The 18,680-nt window shown below is 67.0% G+C and carries 20 protein-coding genes; all 20 read left to right on the forward strand.

Annotation, left to right across the window (positions count from 1 at the left end; translation table 11 throughout):
* Positions 1 to 68: 68 nt before the first annotated feature.
* Positions 69 to 1,238, forward strand: coding sequence for a flagellin (locus D7Y61_RS08975; protein WP_180865970.1), 1,170 nt, complete (start codon positions 69 to 71; stop codon positions 1,236 to 1,238).
* A 439-nt stretch (positions 1,239 to 1,677) separates the two neighbouring features.
* Complete coding sequence (fliD, locus tag D7Y61_RS08980; protein ID WP_180865971.1) at positions 1,678 to 3,096, forward strand: flagellar filament capping protein FliD; 1,419 nt, start codon at positions 1,678 to 1,680, stop codon at positions 3,094 to 3,096.
* A 128-nt stretch (positions 3,097 to 3,224) separates the two neighbouring features.
* Positions 3,225 to 3,641 (forward strand): flagellar export chaperone FliS, encoded by a 417-nt coding sequence (fliS, locus tag D7Y61_RS08985; protein WP_021201753.1) that lies wholly within the window; start codon positions 3,225 to 3,227, stop codon positions 3,639 to 3,641.
* Complete coding sequence (locus tag D7Y61_RS08990; RefSeq protein WP_180865972.1) at positions 3,638 to 3,931, forward strand: hypothetical protein; 294 nt, start codon at positions 3,638 to 3,640, stop codon at positions 3,929 to 3,931. Before fliS ends, D7Y61_RS08990 begins: the two co-directional genes overlap by 4 nt.
* Positions 3,928 to 4,506: a PilZ domain-containing protein gene (locus tag D7Y61_RS08995; protein WP_134958123.1), complete on the forward strand. Its 579-nt coding sequence runs from the start codon at positions 3,928 to 3,930 to the stop codon at positions 4,504 to 4,506. Before D7Y61_RS08990 ends, D7Y61_RS08995 begins: the two co-directional genes overlap by 4 nt.
* 91 nt (positions 4,507 to 4,597) lie before the next feature.
* Positions 4,598 to 5,230 (forward strand): response regulator, encoded by a 633-nt coding sequence (locus D7Y61_RS09000; RefSeq protein WP_005413261.1) that lies wholly within the window; start codon positions 4,598 to 4,600, stop codon positions 5,228 to 5,230.
* A 392-nt stretch (positions 5,231 to 5,622) separates the two neighbouring features.
* A complete protein-coding gene (gene rpoN, locus D7Y61_RS09005; RefSeq protein ID WP_180865973.1) occupies positions 5,623 to 7,032 on the forward strand; it encodes an RNA polymerase factor sigma-54 in 1,410 nt (469 codons plus the stop codon).
* A 14-nt stretch (positions 7,033 to 7,046) separates the two neighbouring features.
* A complete protein-coding gene (locus D7Y61_RS09010) occupies positions 7,047 to 7,424 on the forward strand; it encodes a response regulator (RefSeq protein WP_010485922.1) in 378 nt (125 codons plus the stop codon).
* Positions 7,421 to 8,926, forward strand: a complete 1,506-nt coding sequence (locus tag D7Y61_RS09015) for a sigma 54-interacting transcriptional regulator (protein ID WP_180865974.1) — start codon at positions 7,421 to 7,423, stop codon at positions 8,924 to 8,926. Before D7Y61_RS09010 ends, D7Y61_RS09015 begins: the two co-directional genes overlap by 4 nt.
* Before the next feature lie 559 nt (positions 8,927 to 9,485).
* The gene (gene fliE / locus D7Y61_RS09020) at positions 9,486 to 9,851 is read left to right on the forward strand and encodes a flagellar hook-basal body complex protein FliE (RefSeq protein WP_099497309.1); all 366 of its coding nucleotides are present in this window, start codon (positions 9,486 to 9,488) and stop codon (positions 9,849 to 9,851) included.
* Between the two features lie 13 nt (positions 9,852 to 9,864).
* A complete protein-coding gene (gene fliF / locus D7Y61_RS09025) occupies positions 9,865 to 11,511 on the forward strand; it encodes a flagellar basal-body MS-ring/collar protein FliF (RefSeq protein ID WP_180865975.1) in 1,647 nt (548 codons plus the stop codon).
* Between the two features lie 7 nt (positions 11,512 to 11,518).
* A complete protein-coding gene (fliG, locus tag D7Y61_RS09030; protein ID WP_024958226.1) occupies positions 11,519 to 12,505 on the forward strand; it encodes a flagellar motor switch protein FliG in 987 nt (328 codons plus the stop codon).
* Positions 12,502 to 13,143, forward strand: coding sequence for a FliH/SctL family protein (locus D7Y61_RS09035; RefSeq protein ID WP_180865976.1), 642 nt, complete (start codon positions 12,502 to 12,504; stop codon positions 13,141 to 13,143). Before fliG ends, D7Y61_RS09035 begins: the two co-directional genes overlap by 4 nt.
* Positions 13,140 to 14,525 carry a FliI/YscN family ATPase gene (locus D7Y61_RS09040; protein WP_180865977.1) on the forward strand — a complete coding sequence of 462 codons (1,386 nt, stop codon included), beginning with the start codon at positions 13,140 to 13,142 and terminating at the stop codon, positions 14,523 to 14,525. Before D7Y61_RS09035 ends, D7Y61_RS09040 begins: the two co-directional genes overlap by 4 nt.
* A gap of 3 nt (positions 14,526 to 14,528) precedes the next feature.
* Positions 14,529 to 14,996, forward strand: coding sequence for a flagellar export protein FliJ (fliJ, locus tag D7Y61_RS09045; protein ID WP_021203862.1), 468 nt, complete (start codon positions 14,529 to 14,531; stop codon positions 14,994 to 14,996).
* Positions 14,996 to 16,144, forward strand: coding sequence for a flagellar hook-length control protein FliK (locus tag D7Y61_RS09050; RefSeq protein WP_180865978.1), 1,149 nt, complete (start codon positions 14,996 to 14,998; stop codon positions 16,142 to 16,144). Before fliJ ends, D7Y61_RS09050 begins: the two co-directional genes overlap by 1 nt.
* A gap of 256 nt (positions 16,145 to 16,400) precedes the next feature.
* Entirely contained in the window at positions 16,401 to 16,916 is a 516-nt protein-coding gene (locus D7Y61_RS09055; RefSeq protein WP_180865979.1) for a flagellar basal body-associated FliL family protein, read from the forward strand.
* Positions 16,917 to 16,926: 10 nt separating this feature from the next.
* Positions 16,927 to 17,931, forward strand: a complete 1,005-nt coding sequence (gene fliM, locus D7Y61_RS09060) for a flagellar motor switch protein FliM (RefSeq protein ID WP_180865980.1) — start codon at positions 16,927 to 16,929, stop codon at positions 17,929 to 17,931.
* Positions 17,928 to 18,263, forward strand: coding sequence for a flagellar motor switch protein FliN (gene fliN / locus D7Y61_RS09065; RefSeq protein ID WP_012510967.1), 336 nt, complete (start codon positions 17,928 to 17,930; stop codon positions 18,261 to 18,263). The genes fliM and fliN overlap by 4 nt, the downstream gene beginning before the upstream one ends.
* Positions 18,264 to 18,280: 17 nt before the next feature.
* Positions 18,281 to 18,679 (forward strand): flagellar biosynthetic protein FliO, encoded by a 399-nt coding sequence (gene fliO, locus D7Y61_RS09070; RefSeq protein WP_180866010.1) that lies wholly within the window; start codon positions 18,281 to 18,283, stop codon positions 18,677 to 18,679.
* The last annotated feature ends 1 nt before the right edge of the window (position 18,680 follow it).

The raw sequence follows: 18,680 nt of genomic DNA on the forward strand, positions 1-18,680 counted from the left end.
ACCGGGCGGCGGTTGAACTGCCGCCCGGTTCCTGAAACACGCTCCACCTTCGCCAAAGGAAAAGCACCATGGCACAAGTCATCAACACCAACACCATGTCCCTGAATGCTCAGCGCAACCTGAGCACCAGCGGCAGCTCGCTGGCCACTACCATCCAGCGCCTGTCCTCCGGTTCGCGCATCAACAGCGCCAAGGACGACGCCGCTGGCCTGGCGATCTCCGAGCGCTTCGGCACCCAGATCCGCGGTACCGACGTTGCCATCCGCAACGCCAACGACGGCATTTCGCTGGCCCAGGTCGCCGAAGGTTCGCTGACCGAGATCGGCAACAACCTGCAGCGTATCCGTGAGCTGTCGGTGCAGTCGTCCAATGCCACCAACTCCGCCAGTGACCGCAAGGCCCTGCAGGCCGAAGTGACCCAGCTGGTCAGCGAAATCGACCGCGTTGCCAAGCAGTCCGAATTCAACGGCACCAAGCTGCTGGACGGCTCGTTCTCCAGCCAGCTGTTCCAGGTGGGCGCCAACGCTGGTCAGGCCATCGCCATCGACAAGGTTGTTGATGCCACCACCGCAAAACTCGGCGCGTCCACGTTCGCAACAGGTACGCTGGCTTCCGGTGGTGCCGCCGCGATTGCGGCCGACACCACTGTCAGCGGAACCATCAAGGTTGGCACTGCGACCATCAAGCTGGATTCCGTCGAGGTCAAGGCTGGCGCAACCGAAGCTGAGCGCAACAAGGCCGCAGTTACCGCCATCAACTCCAAGCTGGGCGAGACCGGTATCCTCGCGGAGATCGACAAGGCTGGCGCGATCAACATCACGCAAGTGAAGGAGGGTGTTGCACTCGCGGATGGTGATGTGGCCCTGAAACTTGGCACGGTCGATACCTTTGATCAGACTGCAACTGCACCTGCTCCTGCCGCAGAACACCTGCAGGACCTCGATGTATCCACTGTAACCGGCGCGCAGAAGGCCATGGCAATGGTCGACAAGGCACTGGATTCGATCAACAACACCCGTGCTGACCTCGGTGCGATCCAGAACCGCTTCACCTCGGTCGTCGCCAACCTGCAGACCTCGACGGAAAACCTGTCGGCCTCGCGTAGCCGCATCAAGGATACCGATTTCGCCAAGGAAACCGCCGAGCTGACCCGCACCCAGATCCTGCAGCAGGCCGGTACGGCCATGCTGGCCCAGGCCAACCAGGTGCCGCAGGGCGTGCTCAGCCTGCTGCGCTGATCCACGGCAAGAAGGCGCCGCTACCGTCGGTTAGCCCCGACGGTAGCGGCAACCGGGAAGCCACGATGCACGAAGGCGCGGGCCATGCCCGGCCCGGGATCACTCCCGAACCGGCTTGGCATCGCCCGCTCCTGCGGACCTCTCTTTCAGCGCTGTACCTTTGACTGTACGTACCGGGCGGCTTCGTCTCCCCCCGATTGTCAGTAGCCTGATCCCTCCCCTGCATTGGGGGAGGGCTTTTTGCAGACTCCCGGCAGCCCGCGGTGAATCTCCCCGCACCCTGCCCCAACCCTCCTGCAACCTGCGTGCCAGAACCTGCGCCAGAGCATTGGCACGGCGCATGCATCAACGAAGTCCTCAAGACCCAGCGGCGCAGGCCGCTATTTTCGTTGACGACGGGCCAGCGCCTAGCGGCCAGGCCCGATACCAGGAGAATCACATGGCAAGCTTTGGATACGGTGGCATCGGCTCGGGCCTGAACATTTCAGACATCGTCAGCCAGCTGGTGGCGGCCGACCGCAAGCCCGCCGACAACGCGCTGAACCTGCAGCAGTCCAAGGCCAAGATGCAGCTGTCGTCGATCGGCACCGTCACCTCGGCCTTCGACAAGCTGAAGACCGCCTTGACCGCGCTGAAGGCCACGACAGCCTTCGACACCCGCACAGTGACCGCCACCGGCAAGGCCGGCCCCAACAATGCCGACGACGTGCTGTCGGCGTCGGTGGCACTGTACGACCAGGGTTTGACCAAGGCCGCAGCGGCCAACGGCACGCACCAGGTGGAGGTGAAATCCCTCGCCACGGCACACAAGCTGATTGCCAACGCCTCGGTGCCCAAGACCGACACCTTCGGCGCCGGAACCTTGACGCTGACCGTTGGCGTGGGCGACAAGGCAAAGACGATGAAGGTCGAGGTGGAGGCCGGCGATACGCTGACCACCGTACGCAACAAGATCGACGCCGCAGGCCGCAAGGAAGGCGTGCAGGCGACCCTGATCGCTTCGGGCGACAACCAGTACCTGTCGATCGCCCAGGAGAAGACCGGCGCCGCCAATGCGATCAAGCTCGAATACGGTGGCAGCGACCCGAAGTTGAGCGCACTGGTTGGCAGCCTTCAGGAGAACACCGCGGCAGCCGATGCCGAGCTGACCATCGATGGCGTCACGGTGATCAGCGACAGCAACACCGTGACCGATGCCGTACCAGGCCTGACTCTGAACCTCAAGGTCAGGGGCAAGAGCACGGTCGTGATCAGTACCGACACCACTGCAGCCACCAAGGTGATGCAGGACTTCGTCAAGGCGTACAACGATGCGATCGCCGCCATCAATACGGAGACCAAGTACGACGCCAAGACCAAGGAAGCGGCGACGCTGACGGGCGATGCGCAGATGCGCGGCGCATCCAGTCAGCTGCGTTCGATGATGGGCGCTGTACTGAAGGACCTGTCCGCGGATGGATTGGATCCGAAGAAGCTCGGCCTGCAGACCCGTGGCTATCCCAATGCCGACGGCAGCCTGGTGCTGGATGCGACCAAGTTCGCAGCGGCGCTTGCCAGCCAGCCGGAGAAGATCCGCTCGGCGATCACCGGTGATACCGGCGGCGCCGGCAAGCTCTACACGATGGTAGACGGTTACGTCAGTACGACCACGGGCAAGGAAGGCGCCTTCGTCGCCCGTACCAAGGGCCTGAACACCACGCTGGACAACATCGACAAGCGTCGCAAGGACCTGGACGTCCGCATGAAGAACGTCGAGGAACGCTACAAGAAGCAGTTCCTGGCGCTGGACAGCCTGATGGGCAAGCTGCAGCAGAGCAACACCGCATTGCAGCAGCAGCTGGCGCAGCTGAACCGCTAAAGGACTGCGTGCAACGCTCAAGTTTGGCGTGTAACGCACCGATAACGGACGCAACAGCAATCATCGCCGCGCCGTCGGCACCGGTCCCCACGATCGCCCGGCGGCACCCCGCGCAAGGAGAATCACGAATGTACGGTTCCAGCCGTCAATATGCCGAGCAGTACCGCCAGGTGGGAGTGACCAGTGCGGTCGCCGATGCCGATCCGCACAAGCTGGTGGCGATGCTGCTGGCCGGCGCGCTGGAGCGCGTACGCCGCGCCCAGGCCAGCCTCGAGCGCGGCGACCAGGCCGGCAAGGGCAAGGCGATCGGCGAAGTCTGCGCGATCGTTGGCCACCTCAACGGCTCGCTGGACCACGAGGCCGGCGGCGAGATCGCCGGAAATCTGTCGGCGCTGTACGACTACGTGCTGCAGCGCCTGACCGAAGCCAACCTGCACAACGACCGCGCCGCGCTGGACGAGTCGCTGCAGCTGCTGGGCGAGATCGACAGCGCCTGGAATGCGATCCCGCAGGAACAGCGCCGCCCGGCCGCGGTGGCACCATGAGCCTGCACGAATTGCACGCCCAGCTGGACGCGTTCGAGAAAGCCCTTGGCGAGGAATCCCTTGACCAGGCCGACAGCCTGCTCGACGGCCACGACAGCACGCTGCATGCGCTGCTCAGCCAGCCGCTGACCGTCGCCGACCACGCACCGCTGACCGCGCTGTTCGAGCGCCAGCAGAATCTGCTGGGCCTGCTGCGCCAACGCCGCGATGCTGTAGCCGCACTGATGAATGACGGCCAGCGCTCGCTTCGCGCCGCGCATGCGTACCTGCAGGCAGAATCGCTGGCATGACCCAACTGCCGACCACGTCGCTGCATCATCCCGCCGAAAGCGAGCTGTTCGACGAAACGCTCAGCTGCGAGCTGGCCCTGCCGGCGGAGTTCCAGGCAGGCAGCGCCGCCGGTCGCACCAGCAGCGCCGAAGGCCTGCTGCGCAGCCTGGCCCTGGTCGAGGACAGCCGCGTCGACGAGCACGACGACCGCAATGAAGCCAGCCTGCAACTGCAGCGGCTGGAAGCCAAGCTCGACCTGGCGATGGTGCTGCTGGGCCGGCTGGTGCGCCAGCAGGGCCAGGAGCTGACCCTGCGCCCGGTGCGCTGGTCCCGCCGCGGCATCCGCCTGCAGCTGGGCCCGCGCAGCGGCGCAAGCGCAGGCCAGGCCGGCGTTGTACGCCTGCAGCCCAGTGACTGGCTGCCCGACCATATCGACCTGCCGGTGGAAGTGATCGCCGAGGCGGCAGATGGTGGCGGTGGCCACTACCTGTGGCTGCGCTTCCAGCGTCTTGGCGATGGGCTGGAGATGGCGATGGAGCGGCATCTTTTCCGCCTGCACCGCCGCCAGGTGGCCGAGGCGCGCCGGGCCCGCTGAAACCTGCCACCATGACGCTGGATGGGCAAGCCTTGGCGCGCCCGTTCAGCTAAGTTAAGGTGGACTCCCCTCACGGACCTCCAACGTGCCTGTGCGAGTTCTCATCGTCGACGATCACACCCTGGTCCGCGCCGGCCTGGCGCGGCTGCTGCAGGGGTTTGCCGACGTGCAGCTCGTCGCCGAGGCCAGCAATGCCGAACAGGCACTGCAGCTGGCCCTGCAGCACGCCCCGGACGTGGTCCTGATGGACCTGTCACTCCCCGGCCGCACCGGCCTGGAAGCGCTCAGTGACATTCGCCTGCGTGCCCCCGGCACGCGGGTGGTGATGATGACCATGCACGACGACGCCGCGCACGTGCGCGATGCGCTGGATCGTGGCGCGGTCGGGTTCGTGGTGAAGGATGCCGCACCGCAGGAGCTGGAACTGGCGCTGCGCGCCGCGCATGCCGGACAGGTGTTCCTGAGCCCGCAGATCTCCGCCAAGATGCTGGCACCGATGCTCGGCCGCGAGAAACCTACCGGCATCGCCGCGCTGTCACCGCGCCAGCGCGAGATCCTGCGCCGCATCGGCAAGGGCGAAAGCAACAAGGAAATTGCCGCCGACCTCGGCATCAGCGTCAAGACGGTAGAGACCCACCGCGCACGCATGATGGAATCGCTGGGCTGTCGCCGCGCCAACGATCTGCTATTGCTGGCGGCGCGCCACCAGCACGAGCTGGAGTGATCGGCTGTCGGTAGAGTCGACTGTTAGTCGACTTGCGCGCGGAGCGCGGGAGTTTTCCAGAGCCTGATCGGAGAGCAGTCGACTAACAGCCGACTCTACCGACAGTCGACTCTACCAACCCACAACTTCCCGCATCGGCGACGATTTCTCGTCACCCCGACACGCCCCGACAGGAATCCGTACACGACGCTGTGCGTTCAGTGCGGCGCCCGTACCCAAAATCAACAACTTGGATGCGCCCCTCGTCAACATTCCGCGCCAATGTAGGGAATATCCCTACAGCTTGTCGGGACATCCACGAAGCCCCTCAGGAACCCCCTGATTCCGCCCCCGCCGGATCAAAAGCAAGATGCGTTCCACAAGGCGCCGGGGAGCGGTGCCGGGGAACCACGATGAAGGCTGCACTCTCGACCCAGCTGGGCCAACAACTTCACCTTACCCCGCAGTTGCTGCAGTCGATCAGGCTGCTGCAGCTCGATGGCCTGCACCTGGAACAGGAAATCCAGCGCCTGCTGGATTCCAACCCGCTGCTCGAGATCGAAGAAGCCGAAGCGCCGGCCGCCGACGCCACCGATGCGGCCAGCACCACGCTGGAAACCGCAGCGTTCGACGAACTGCCGGAGTCCTCGATGTGGGACGTGGCCGGCGCCAGCTGGCAGGACGGCGATGACGACCGCATGGCACGCATCGCCGCCGGTGAGTCGACCGACCCGCAGCTGCGCGTGCTGCAGCGCCTGTCGCTGGACATGGACGACCGCCAGCTGGCCGTCGCGGCCTTCTGGCTCGATCACTGCGATGAGGCCGGTTATCTGCTGGCGCCGCTGGACCAGCTGCAGCTGCTGGCCAGCGCCCAGTTCGACATCGCCACCAACGGCGTCGAAGCCATCCGTCAGCAGCTGCTGCACGGCGAACCGGCCGGCATGGCCGCGCAGGACCTGCGCGAAGGTCTGCAGGCGCAGCTGCGCAGCCTGCACGGGGTTGTGCCTGCCCGCCACCTGGCCGCACGCATCCTGGACGGCGCGCTTGAAGCGCTGGCCGCACACGACTACCCCGCCCTCGCCCGCCAGCACGACGCCGAAATCGACGACGTACGCGAAGCCGTGCGCCTGATCCTGTCGCTGCAGCCGCGCCCGGGTGACAGCCTGCTGCCCGAACGCAATGCAGTGGTGGTGCCGGACGTGGTCGCGTGGCACGCTGACAACCAGTGGAAGGTGGCCCTGAACCCGGCCACCAGCCGCCGTGTGTCGATCAACAGCCAGTACGAACAGGCCCTGGCCGAGACCAGCGAAGCCGCGCCGGCGCTGCGCGAGATGCTGCAGGAGGCGCGCTGGTTCAGCCGCAGCCTGTCGATGCGCTATGACACCCTGCTGCGCACCGCGCGAGTGATCGTCGAGCGCCAGGCCGCGTTCCTGGTGCGTGGCGAGGAGGCCATGGCACCGCTGACCCTGAAGGAAGTGGCCGAGGAAATCGGCATGCACGAGTCCACCGTCTCGCGCATCACCACCGGCAAGTTCCTGCAGACCCCGCGCGGCACCTTCGAGCTGAAGCACTTCTTCGCCGTGCGCCTGGAAGGCGCCAGCGTCTCCGGCCAGGCGGTGAAAGCCATGGTCCGCCGCCTGATCGACGCCGAACCCGCGGGTCGCCCGCTGGCCGACGAGGCCATTGCCGGCCTGCTGTCGCGCCAGGGGGTGAACATTGCCCGCCGAACCGTCGCAAAATACCGAGAACAACTGGACATCGCCCCGGCCCGTGAACGGCGCCGGCTGGGCGCCAGGCAACCGCAGCTGGCCCGGGTGGGCTGAAAAGGATGTTGGACATGAACAAGCTCACGGTCCTGTTGGTCGATGACCACGAGGGCTTCATCAATGCGGCGATGCGCCATTTCCGCAAGATCGACTGGCTGCAGATCGTCGGCAGCGCCGGCAACGGCCTGGAAGCGATCGAGCGCTCGGAAACGCTGCGCCCGCAGGTGGTGCTGATGGACCTGGCCATGCCGGAAATGGGTGGCCTGCAGGCCACCCGCCTGATCAAGTCGCAGGACGATGCACCGTACATCGTGATCGCCAGCCACTTCGACGACGCCGAGCACCGCGAACATGCGCTGCGCGCCGGCGCCGACAATTTTGTCAGCAAGCTGTCCTACATCCAGGAAGTCATGCCGATCCTGGAAGGCCTCAGGGAGGATCGATCGTGAGCGAATCGCGCATCCTGGTGCTGGACAACGACGCCGTGCGCGCAGAGCGCACCGTTGCCCTGCTGGAATTCATGGACTTCAACCCGCGCTGGGTTTCCGACGCAGCCGACTTCGACCTGGGCCGCCAGCGCCAGAACGACTGGATGGCGGTGATCGTCGGCAGCCTGGATGACAACGCCGCCAGCGCCGCACTGTACAACTGGCTGGGTGGCAGCAGTCTGCCGCCGCCGGTATTGCTGGCCGATGGTGATGCCGCTGCGTTTGCACAGCAGCACGGCCTGCACGAAGCCAATATCTGGCCACTGGAAACCCCGCTGCGCCATGCGCAGATGGAAGCCCTGCTGCGTCGTGCCAGCCTCAAGCGCCTGGATGCCGAACACCAGGCCGGTGCCGCGCAGGACCAGGGCCCGACCGGCAACGGCCCAGCGGTGACCGAACTGCGCACCATGATCGAACAGGTGGCCGCGTTCGATACCACCGTGCTGGTGCTGGGCGAATCCGGTACCGGCAAGGAAGTGGTCTCGCGCGCCATCCATCAGCGCTCACCGCGCCGTGATGGCCCGTTCGTGGCGATCAACTGCGGCGCCATTCCCGCTGACCTGCTGGAAAGCGAACTGTTCGGCCACGAAAAGGGCGCCTTCACCGGCGCACTGACGGCGCGCAAGGGGCGTTTCGAAATGGCCGAGGGCGGCACCCTGCTGCTCGACGAAATCGGCGACATGAGCCTGCCGATGCAGGTGAAGCTGCTGCGCGTGCTGCAGGAGCGAAGCTTCGAGCGCGTGGGTGGCAACCAGACCATCCGCTGCAATGTGCGCGTGGTGGCCGCGACCCATCGCGATCTGGAAACGCGCATCGCCGAAGGCAAGTTCCGCGAGGATCTGTTCTACCGCCTGAACGTGTTCCCGATTGAAGTGCCCGCGCTGCGCGAGCGCCGGGAGGACCTGCCGGCACTGGTGGAAACCATCGCCGCCCAGCTGGCCCGAACCGGCCGTGGCGAAGTGCGCTTCACCCCGGAGGCCCTGCAGGCCCTGGCCGGCTACGAATGGCCGGGCAACGTGCGCGAATTGACCAATCTGGTCGAACGCCTGGCCGTGCTGCACCCGGGAGGTTCGGTGCGCGTGCAGGACCTGCCGGCCCGCTATCGTGGCGACGCAGCACGGGTAGCATCCGCTGCACCGGCGCCGGCCCCGTCGGCCGCCAGCGAAGAGCGCCTTGATCTGCGCAGCTTCTCGTTCCATACCCCGGGCAGCTGCAATCAACCGGCGCTGGAGCACGGCATCGCCGTCAATCGCCCGGCGGCACCGGCCGCGCTGCCCGACGAAGGCATGGACCTGCGCAACCACATGGCCAACATCGAACTGGGCCTGATCAACGAAGCACTGGAACGCACCCAGGGCGTGGTCGCCCACGCCGCCCAGCTGCTTGGCCTGCGCCGCACCACCCTGGTGGAGAAGCTGCGCAAGTACGGCATCGAACGCGAGCAGGCCGAACTGGCCGGCTGAACCGCGTCACCTGCATGAAGGGGGCACGAACGCCTGGGCTTGCCCAGGCGTTCGTGTTTCCAGAACCCGGGGGCGGATCCCTGCGCATCTACAGCGCCAGAACGCCGGCCGCTGGACACCGCAGCCCCAGGCCAGAAATCCGACGCCGGTTAAATGGCGCGTCACAGCCCAGAAACGCGCCATCCATCCGTGCCGTGGATCAAGCGTGTCGACCAAGGTCGACACCCACCAAGGGCAGTCCATGCCCGTCTGTCAGATCGCAGGAAATTGTCGAACGCGGGGTCGGTCCGGTTGCGGGGGTGTCAGCCGCATGGATGCGGCTGCCAAGCCCCCAGGGACGGGTTTACGGCGTCCCCCGCAACCGGACCCACCCTGCCATCCCACGGATAGCCAGCGTCTGCCGTTGCTCCGGCCTTTGCCGTTGCTTCGGCGGGTGCAGGGCGCAGCCCCGCCAGCACACCCAACCTCCTCACTTCACTGAATCGAAAACCGGTTTCGGCACGGCACTTGCACTGGCTTCAGCAGACACCCCCATTCCCTGTTTCTGGAACCGTTGCAGATGTCCCACTCCGTCACTTCGATCCTTTCGCAGATCCGCTCCTATCAGACCCAGATGGGACAGCCGGCGCTCAACCCGCTGGGCGAAACGCCGCGCGGCAACGCCCTGCCGGGCACGGTGCTGGATGCACCGCAGGCCCAGCCGGCCAGCTTCACCGAAACCCTGCGTGGTGCGATTGCCGGCGTCAACGATGCGCAGCAGAAGTCCGGCGCCCTCGCCAAGGCCTTCGAAATGGGCGACCCCAGCGCCGACCTGGCCAAGGTGATGGTCGCCTCGCAGCAATCCCAGATCGCCTTCCGCGCCACTGTGGAAGTCCGCAACCGTCTCGTCCAGGCTTACCAGGACGTGATGAACATGCCGCTGTAAGGAACATTGACGCATGGCACTGACGCTCTCCAAGGACAGCCTGAACGCCGAGAAGGCCGGGCAATGGTTCGACCGCCTGCAGAGTCTGCAGATCACCCGTCGGCTGGGCCTGATGGCGATGATCGCGGTGGCGGTGGCGGCAGGCCTGTCCGTGTTCTTCTGGTCGCAGAAGCCGGGCATGGTCCCGCTGTACACCGGCCTGGACCAGAAGGCGACCGCTGAAGCGACCGACCTGCTGCGCGCCGCGCAGATTCCGTTCGCGCTCGATCCCGCCACCGGCGGCATCACCGTGCCGGAAAAGAACCTGCACGACGCGCGCCTGAAGCTGGCCGGCTCGGGCCTGACCGACAGCGGCAAGCTTGGTTTCGAGCTGATGGAACGCGACCCCGGCTTCGGCGTCAGCCAGTTCGTCGAAAGCGCGCGCTACCAGCACGCCCTCGAAACCGAGCTGTCGCGCACCATCAACACGCTGCGCCCGGTGCGCGATTCGCGCGTGCACCTGGCCATTCCCAAGCCCAGCGCCTTCACCCGCCAGCGTGACGTGGCCAGTGCCTCGGTCACCCTGGAGCTGCGTGGCGGCCAGCAGCTGGAGCGCAGCCAGGTCGATGCCATCGTGCACATGGTCGCGGCCAGCATCCCGGATCTCGCGCCAGAGCGCGTGACCGTGGTCGACCAGAGCGGGCGCATGCTCAGCATCACCGACCCGAACAGCGAAGCGGCGGTCAACGCGGCCCAGTTCGAGCAGGTGCGCCGTCAGGAAACCTCGTTCAACCAGCGCATCCGCGAGCTGCTGGAACCGATGACCGGCCCTGGCCGCGTCAATCCGGAAGTGAGCGTGGACATGGATTTCTCGGTGACCGAGGAAGCCCGCGAGCTCTACAACGGTGAACCGCAGAAGCTGCGCAGCGAGCAGATGAGCGAGAACACCACCAGCACGCCGGGCCCGCAGGGCGTGCCGGGTGCGACCAGCAACAGCCCGCCGGGCCAGCAGGCCGCACCGGCCACCGCACAGACCCCGACCGAAAGCAGCAAGAACGCGACCCGCAACTACGAGTTGGACCGCACCCTGCAGCACACCCGCCAGCCGGCCGGCCGCATCAAGCGCGTGTCGGTGGCGGTGCTGGTGGACAACGTGCCGCGCGCCGGCGCCAACGGCAAGGTTGCCCCGCAGCCGCTGTCGGCCGCCGAACTGACGCGCGTCGAGGCACTGGTCAAGCAGGCCGTCGGTTTCAATGCCGAGCGTGGCGACACCGTGTCGGTGATGAACGCACCGTTCGTGCGTGATACCACGCCGGTCGAAGGCCCAGCCTGGTGGGAGCTGCCGTGGGTACACGACGCCGGCCGCATGCTGCTGGGTGCCGTGGTGGTGCTGGCACTGCTGTTCGGCGTGCTGCGCCCGGCACTGCGCGCGATCACCGGCCAGAACAGGAAGAACGACGAGCAGGCACTGGAACCGCACACCGCGGACGTGCAGCTGGTCGATGACGATGGCATGCCGCTGCCGGCGCTGGGCGCCGACCGGGCCAGCCTGGGCGGGCCAGATGCACTGGCCCTGCCGGTGGATTCATATGAGGAAAGACTGCGGATGGCGCGTGAAGCCGTGAAGACCGACTCCAAGCGCGTGGCCCAAGTGGTCAAGGGCTGGGTGGCCAATGACTGAGCCGCAATTGACCGGTGTGCAGCGCGCGGCCGTGCTGCTGCTTTCGCTGGGTGAACTGGACGCAGCCGAAGTGCTGCGCCACATGGAGCCCAAGGAGGTGCAGAAGATCGGCATCGCCATGGCCACCATGACCGATATCACCCGCGAGCAGGTGGAACGGGTGATGGACCAGTTCGGCCAGGAGCTGGGCTCGAAGACCTCGCTGGGCGTAGGCTCGGACGACTACATCCGCAACATGCTGGTGCAGGCGCTGGGCAGCGAGAAGGCCGGCAACCTGATCGACCGCATCCTGCTCGGCCGCAACACCACCGGCCTGGACGCGCTGAAGTGGATGGACCCGCGCGCAGTGGCCGACCTGGTGCGCAACGAACACCCGCAGATCATCGCCATCGTGATGGCGCACCTGGAAACCGACCAGGCCGCCGACGCGCTGAAGCTGCTGCCGGACCGTACCCGCGTGGATGTGCTGCTGCGCATTGCGACCCTCGATGGCATCCCGCCGAACGCGCTCAATGAACTCAACGAGATCATGGAGCGCCAGTTCGCCGGCAACCAGAACCTGAAGTCGTCCAACATCGGCGGCGTGCAGTGCGCGGCCAACATCCTGAACTTCATGGACAGCGGCCAGGACCAGGCCATCCTGGGCGAGATCGCCCGCATCGATGCACCGTTGAGCAACCGCATCCAGGACCTGATGTTCGTGTTCGACGACCTGGTGGATCTGGACGACCGCGAAATGCAGCTGGTGCTGCGCGAAGTGAGCGGCGAGCGCCTGGGCCTGGCCCTGCGCGGTGCCGACATCAAGGTGCGCGACAAGATCACCCGCAACATGTCGCAGCGCGCGGCCGAGATCCTGCTGGAAGACATGGAAGCCCGTGGCCCGGTGCGCCTGTCCGACGTGGAAGGCGCGCAGCGCGAGATCCTGGCCATCGTCAAGCGCATGGCCGATGAAGGCACCGTCACCATCGGCGGCAGCGCGGAGGCCATGCTGTGAGCAACGTCGTGCGCTGGCTTGCCCCGGACCTGCTGGCCCAGCCCGAACCGGTGCTGGATCAGGAGGATGCATTCGAACTCACCGAGCCGGACCCGGAGCAGGAGCCGGAGCCGCCGCTGCAGCTGCCGACCCTGGAGGAAATCCAGGCCATCCAGGACAGCGCCGAGAAGGAAGGCTTCCAGCACGGCCATAGCGAAGGTTACGGCCAGGGACAGGCGGAGGTGCGTCGCCTCGCCGCGCAGATCGAAGGCATCCTCGACAACTTCAGCCGACCGCTGGTGCGGCTGGAGAACGAAGTGGTCGGCGCACTGGGCGAGTTGGCGGTTCGCATCGCTGGCGCGCTGGTCGGCCGCGCCTACGAGGCTGACCCGGCACTGCTGGCACAGCTGGTTGGGGAAGCCATCGACGCGGTGGGTGGAAGTACGCGGGAAGTGGAAGTGCGACTGCACCCCGATGACATCGCCGCCCTCGCCCCCCTGTTGAACCTGCCACCGCAGCAGCGTCTGGTACCCGATACCAGCCTGAGCCGCGGCGACCTGCGCGTGCACGCCGAAGCCGTGCGCATCGACGGCACGCTGGAAGCCCGCCTGCGTGGCGCACTGGATGCGGTGATCCGCCAGACCGGAGCAGGCGCATGACGCCCGGATCGCAGTCCACGCCACCGCCGGCCGACTGGGCCATGGCCCGCAACCTGCGCCTGGCCCGCCGCCTCGACGGTCTGCGTGTGGATACCGCACATGGTCGTGGCCTGATCCGTGAGGGCGTGCTGCGCCGTGCGGTCGGGCTGACGCTCGAAGCGGTCGGTTGCGAGGCGCCGCTGGGCGCCAGCTGCAAGGTGGAAGTGGTCGACGGCGGCTGGGTCGATGCCGAGGTCGTCGGCTTCGCCGGCGAGCGCACCTACCTGATGCCCAGCGCCGAACTGCACGGCCTGTTGCCGAACGCCCGCGTGGTGCCGTCGGCGCGCCGTGGTGGCGTAGAAGTGGGCGAAGGCCTGCTCGGCCGTGTCATCGACAGCGATGGCGTGCCCCTGGATGGCAAGGGCCCGATCCGCGCCGAAGGCCACGTCGGCATGGCCGGCGTCTCGATCAATCCGCTGGCGCGCGAACCGATCACCCAGCCGCTGGACGTGGGCGTGCGCGCGATCAACGCGCTGCTGCCGATCGGCCGCGGCCAGCGTGTCGGCCTGTTCGCCGGCTCCGGCGTCGGCAAGTCCACGCTGCTCGGCATGATGACGCGCTACACCGCTGCCGACGTGATCGTGGTCGGCCTGATCGGTGAACGTGGCCGCGAAGTGCGCGATTTCGTCGAGACCACGCTGGGCGAAGAAGGCCTGCGCCGCGCGGTGGTGGTGGCCAGCCCGGCCGACCGGCCGCCGCTTGCGCGCCTGCACGGTGCCTACCGTGCCACCGCGATTGCCGAATGGTTCCGCGACCAGGGCCTGAACGTCCTGCTGCTGATGGACTCATTGACCCGATTCGCACAGGCGCAGCGCGAGATCGGACTTTCGGTCGGCGAACCGCCGACCACCCGCGGCTATCCGCCGTCGGTGTTCGCCAAGCTGCCGGCGCTGGTCGAACGCGCGGGCAATGGTGCCAAGGGCCGCGGTTCGATCACCGCGTTCTACACCGTACTGACCGAAGGCGATGATCCGCAGGATCCGATCGCCGATGCAGCGCGCGCGATCCTCGACGGTCACATCCTGCTCTCGCGCCGGGTGGCGGACAGCGGCCTGTACCCGGCCATCGACGTCGAATCGTCGGTCAGCCGCGTGGTCACGGAAATCGCCGACGAGCCGTGGCGCCTGCGCATCCGCAAATTGAAGCGACTGGTTTCGGCCTACTCGGCCAACCGTGATCTGATCGCCATCGGTGCTTATCAGCGCGGCAACGACGCGGCCACCGACGAAGCCCTGGAACGCTGGCCGGAAATCATGGAGTTCCTCGGCCAGGACGTTGCCAAGGCCGCAGATCTCCCGCACAGCCAGGCGGCACTGCAGCGCCTGGTGGAACAAGAGAGTTAAGCCATGAACCAGTCCAAGCGCATCGATCCCCTGCTCAAGCGGGCCCAGGAACACGAGGACGCGGTCGCCCGCGATCTGGCCGAACGCCAGCGCGTGCTCGATACCCATCTATCGCGACTGGACGAACTGCGCCGCTACGCCGAGGAGTATGCGAATGCCCAGATGGCCGCGACCAGCCCGGCGCAGCTGTTGAACCGGCGCGCGTTTCTGGACCGCCTGGACAGTGCCGTCGAGCAGCAGCAGGCCACGGTCAACGGCAACCGCGAAAAGGTGGAGGCCGAGCGCGCCCGCCTGATCCTGGCCAGCCGCGACAAGGCCGTGCTGGAACAGCTGGCCGCCAGCTACCGTGCGCAGGAAAAAGTGGTCACCGACCGCCGCGACCAGCGCGAAATGGACGACATTGGTGCCCGCCGTGCGCGCCTGGTGCAGGCCGAAGACCAGGATGGCACCGAGCAGGGAGGCCGCCCGTGATGCCCGCCCCGCTCGCCAGCAGCGCCAACGCACAGTCGCAGAATGCCGGCAGCAGCCCAGCGCGCGCATCACGCAGTGACGGCAGCAAGGATTTCAGCCAGCTGCTGCAGGGTGGTGCGCCGGGCGCCGATGGATCCTCCAGGCCCTCGAACATGCCCACGTCGCCTGCACAGGCGCCGGCATCCGACGGCAATGGCCAGTCCAGCGGCGAGCGCAGGCCGGACAGCGCTGCCGTACCCGAAGAGATCGCAGCCACGGTGCCCGCAGCGCAACCCAGGCCTGCTGCCGAGAAGGACGCTCCGGCGACGACCGAGGAAGCCCCTTGGCCGCCGCTCGGGCTGGCAGGACTGGTGCTGGCGGTACCGGCGCCCACCGATCCTGCCGCCGCTCTGCCAGCGCTGGCAGCAACGGCGACCAGCGCTGACGGCGAAGCGCTGCCCGCCCCCGCTGCCCAGGCTGCTGGAGTGGCCCTGCCATCCGCAGCTGCAGCTCCCGCTGCGGCCACCGCTGAGGGCAACGCGCCCGGCGAGGCCGATCCGGCGACCCTGTTGCCATTGCCTGAGGCGGTGCTGCCCGGCAAGCGCAGCGAGCGTGGTGAGGGCAGCGACACACTCCTCATTGGCGATCGTGCCACGGCGCCCCTGCTGCACGCGCCGAGCAATGCCGCCGTGCAGGATCTGAAGGCCGCACTCGCCGCCGGCAACGCCATTTTCAACGGCGAACCGACACCGAAACCAGTGCTCGGTGACGACGGCTTCGACCAGGCCATCGGCGCACGCCTGGGCTGGCTGGCCGACCAGAAGATCGGCCATGCCCACATCCGGCTGAGTCCGGACGACATGGGCCCAGTGGACGTGCGCCTGCAGTTGAACGGCGACAAGGTGCATGCCAGCTTCAGCAGCCCGCATGTGGATGTGCGCCAGGCACTGGAAAGCAGCCTGCCTCGTCTGCGTGAACTCCTGGGCGAACAGGGCTTCCAGCTCGCTCATGCCGACGTCGGCCACCAGGCCCCCGGCGGTGACGGCAATGCGTCGGCGCAGCCCGGTGGCGGCGGCAAGGCAGGTGACGGAGATCCGTCGCCAGGCGACGCCAGCGTTTCGTCCGCGCAGTTGATCCGCCAGCGCGGTTTGCTGGACGCCTACGCCTGACGGGTGTGCCAACCAAGCGTGCCAACCAAGGTTGGCACCCACCAGAGTGGAGCGGCTGGCACCTACTACCAGAGCGATGTGGTTGGCACCCACCAGAGCGGTGTGGTCGGCACCTGCCAGTGTCGCGTTGGTGGGTGCGGAGCTTGCTCCGCACGGCCCCACCGGCACCCCGACGGAATTCCGTCGCATCCCACTGCCCCGCCTTCGGCACGCCCCTTGCATATCCCGGTGAAGCAACCCTCAGGAGCTTCACCCCGTGGCCGCAGCCGCTGACAAAACCAAGAAGACCGCCGAGAAGGACAAGGCCGCCAAGCCGCGCAGTCCGATCCTGATCACCGCCCTGGTGGCCGTGCTGGCCGCCGCAGCCGCCGGTGGCGGCGTCTGGTTCTTCACCCAGTCCAAGCCGGAAGAGAAGACCGCGCACGCCCCGAAGAAGTCCGCCACCCCGGCACCGGCGCAGTACTTCGCCCTGGACCCGGCCTTTGTGGTCAACCTCAACGGCCCCATTGACGGCCCGCGCTACCTGCAGCTGGAAGTGCAGCTGATGACGCGTGACCCGGCCGCGCTGGAAGCGATCAAGACCCATGCACCGGCCATCCGCGCACGCCTGCTGATGCTGTTCTCGCAGGTCAGCCCCGACCAGATCGCTGATGTCGCCGGCAAGCAGAAGCTGCAGGCCACCTCGCTGGCCGAAGTGCAGAAGGTGCTCAAGGCCGAGACCGGCAGCAACGGCGCCGACGATCTGCTGTTCACCAGCTTCGTGACCCAGTAAGGGCCCCCCGATGAATGACCTGCTGTCCCAGGACGAGATCGATGCCCTGCTCCACGGCGTGGACAGTGGCGCGGTCGAAACCGATCCGGAACCGCCGTCCGGCGAAGCGCGTTCGTACGACTTCGCCAGCCAGGACCGCATCATCCGCGGTCGCATGCCAACCCTGGAAATGGTCCACGAGCGCTTCGCGCGCCTGTGGCGGATCGGCCTGTTCAACCTGATCCGGCGCTCGGCCGAGCTGTCGGTGCGCGGCATCGAGCTGATCAAGTTCAACGACTACATGCACTCGCTGTATGTGCCGACCAACCTGAACCTGATCCGCTTCAAGCCGCTGCGTGGCACCGGCCTGATCGTGTTCGAACCGACCCTGGTGTTCGCCATCGTCGACAACTTCTTCGGTGGCGACGGGCGCTATCCCACACGCATCGAAGGCCGCGAGTTCACCGCCACCGAAATGCGGGTGATCCACCTGCTGCTGAAGCAGACCTTCGCCGACCTGCGCGAGGCGTGGGCACCGGTGATGGATGTCGACTTCGAGTACATCAACTCGGAAATCAACCCGCACTTCGCCAACATCGTGACGCCGCGCGAATACGTGGTGGTATGCCGGCTGCACGTGGAACTGGACGGTGGCGGCGGCGACATCCACGTCACCCTGCCGTACTCGATGCTTGAGCCGATCCGCGAGCTGCTCGACGCCGGCATCCAGAGCGACCGCAACGACCGCGACGAGAGCTGGGGCCAGACCCTGCGCGAACAGCTCAACATCGCCGAGGTGACCCTGTCCAGCGTACTGGCCAGCAAGCGCATGACCCTGCGCGACCTGACCCAGCTGAAGGTTGGCGACATCCTGCCGATCGAGCTGACCCCGCAGGTACCGCTGTGCGTGGAGAACATCCCGGTATTCACTGGCGAGTTCGGCATCGCCAACGGCATGAACGCCGTGAAGATCACCGCTACCCATCCGCCGGGCACCCGCCCGCGCGCACCCGTCATCCAGGAAGACCCGCAATGAACGATATCGACGCCCTCGAACCGACCCCGGCCCAGTTCGGCACCCTGCAGGCCGAAGAAGGGGCCGGCGCCGACCTCAACCTGGACGTGATCCTCGACGTGCCGGTGACCCTGTCGCTGGAAGTCGGTCGTGCCCGCCTGCCGATCCGCAACCTGCTGCAGCTCAACCAGGGCTCGGTGGTGGAACTGGAACGTGGTGCAGGCGAATCGCTGGATGTGTTCGTCAACGGCACCCTGATTGCCCACGGCGAAGTGGTGGTGATCAACGATCGCTTCGGCGTGCGTCTGACCGACGTGGTCAGCCCGAGCGAGCGGATCCGGAGACTGCGTTGAGCCTGCTGGCCTCCACCCTGCTGGCGGTCGGCAAGGCCGCCGCCCCGGTCGGCCCGCAGGTCGGCCAGCACGCGGCTGCCGCACCGAGCCTGTTCGGTGCGGTGCTGGCGCTGCTGGCGGTGCTGGCCCTGGTCATCGGCCTTGGCTGGCTGCTCAAGCGTTTGCCCGGCAGTGGCTTCCGCCCCGCCGAAGGCATGCGGCTGGTGGCCAGCCTCAGTGTCGGCGCCAAGGAGCGCGTGGTGGTGGTCGAGGTCAACGGCCAGCAACTGCTGCTGGGCGTCACCGCCGGTGGCATCAATACCCTGCACACCCTGCCCGAACCGCTGCCGCCGCCGGCACCGGTGCGCGTGCCGGACTTCAAGAACCTGCCGAATTTCGCCCAGCTGCTGCAGCAGCGGCTGCGCAAGGACCCCTGAC

Origin of the sequence: Stenotrophomonas maltophilia (genome assembly GCF_013464485.1) — a bacterium.
Classification (GTDB): domain Bacteria; phylum Pseudomonadota; class Gammaproteobacteria; order Xanthomonadales; family Xanthomonadaceae; genus Stenotrophomonas; species Stenotrophomonas maltophilia_AW.

Coding starts and splice junctions, on each gene's coding strand:
- fliD (WP_180865971.1), top strand. CDS start 1,678: ATGGCAAGCTTTGGATACGGTGGCATCGGCTCGGGCCTGAACATTTCA.
- D7Y61_RS08990 (WP_180865972.1), top strand. CDS start 3,638: ATGAGCCTGCACGAATTGCACGCCCAGCTGGACGCGTTCGAGAAAGCC.
- rpoN (WP_180865973.1), top strand. CDS start 5,623: ATGAAGGCTGCACTCTCGACCCAGCTGGGCCAACAACTTCACCTTACC.
- fliN (WP_012510967.1), top strand. CDS start 17,928: ATGAACGATATCGACGCCCTCGAACCGACCCCGGCCCAGTTCGGCACC.
- fliE (WP_099497309.1), top strand. CDS start 9,486: ATGTCCCACTCCGTCACTTCGATCCTTTCGCAGATCCGCTCCTATCAG.
- D7Y61_RS08995 (WP_134958123.1), top strand. CDS start 3,928: ATGACCCAACTGCCGACCACGTCGCTGCATCATCCCGCCGAAAGCGAG.
- fliJ (WP_021203862.1), top strand. CDS start 14,529: ATGAACCAGTCCAAGCGCATCGATCCCCTGCTCAAGCGGGCCCAGGAA.
- D7Y61_RS09050 (WP_180865978.1), top strand. CDS start 14,996: ATGCCCGCCCCGCTCGCCAGCAGCGCCAACGCACAGTCGCAGAATGCC.
- D7Y61_RS09010 (WP_010485922.1), top strand. CDS start 7,047: ATGAACAAGCTCACGGTCCTGTTGGTCGATGACCACGAGGGCTTCATC.
- fliS (WP_021201753.1), top strand. CDS start 3,225: ATGTACGGTTCCAGCCGTCAATATGCCGAGCAGTACCGCCAGGTGGGA.
- D7Y61_RS09040 (WP_180865977.1), top strand. CDS start 13,140: ATGACGCCCGGATCGCAGTCCACGCCACCGCCGGCCGACTGGGCCATG.
- fliF (WP_180865975.1), top strand. CDS start 9,865: ATGGCACTGACGCTCTCCAAGGACAGCCTGAACGCCGAGAAGGCCGGG.
- fliM (WP_180865980.1), top strand. CDS start 16,927: ATGAATGACCTGCTGTCCCAGGACGAGATCGATGCCCTGCTCCACGGC.
- D7Y61_RS08975 (WP_180865970.1), top strand. CDS start 69: ATGGCACAAGTCATCAACACCAACACCATGTCCCTGAATGCTCAGCGC.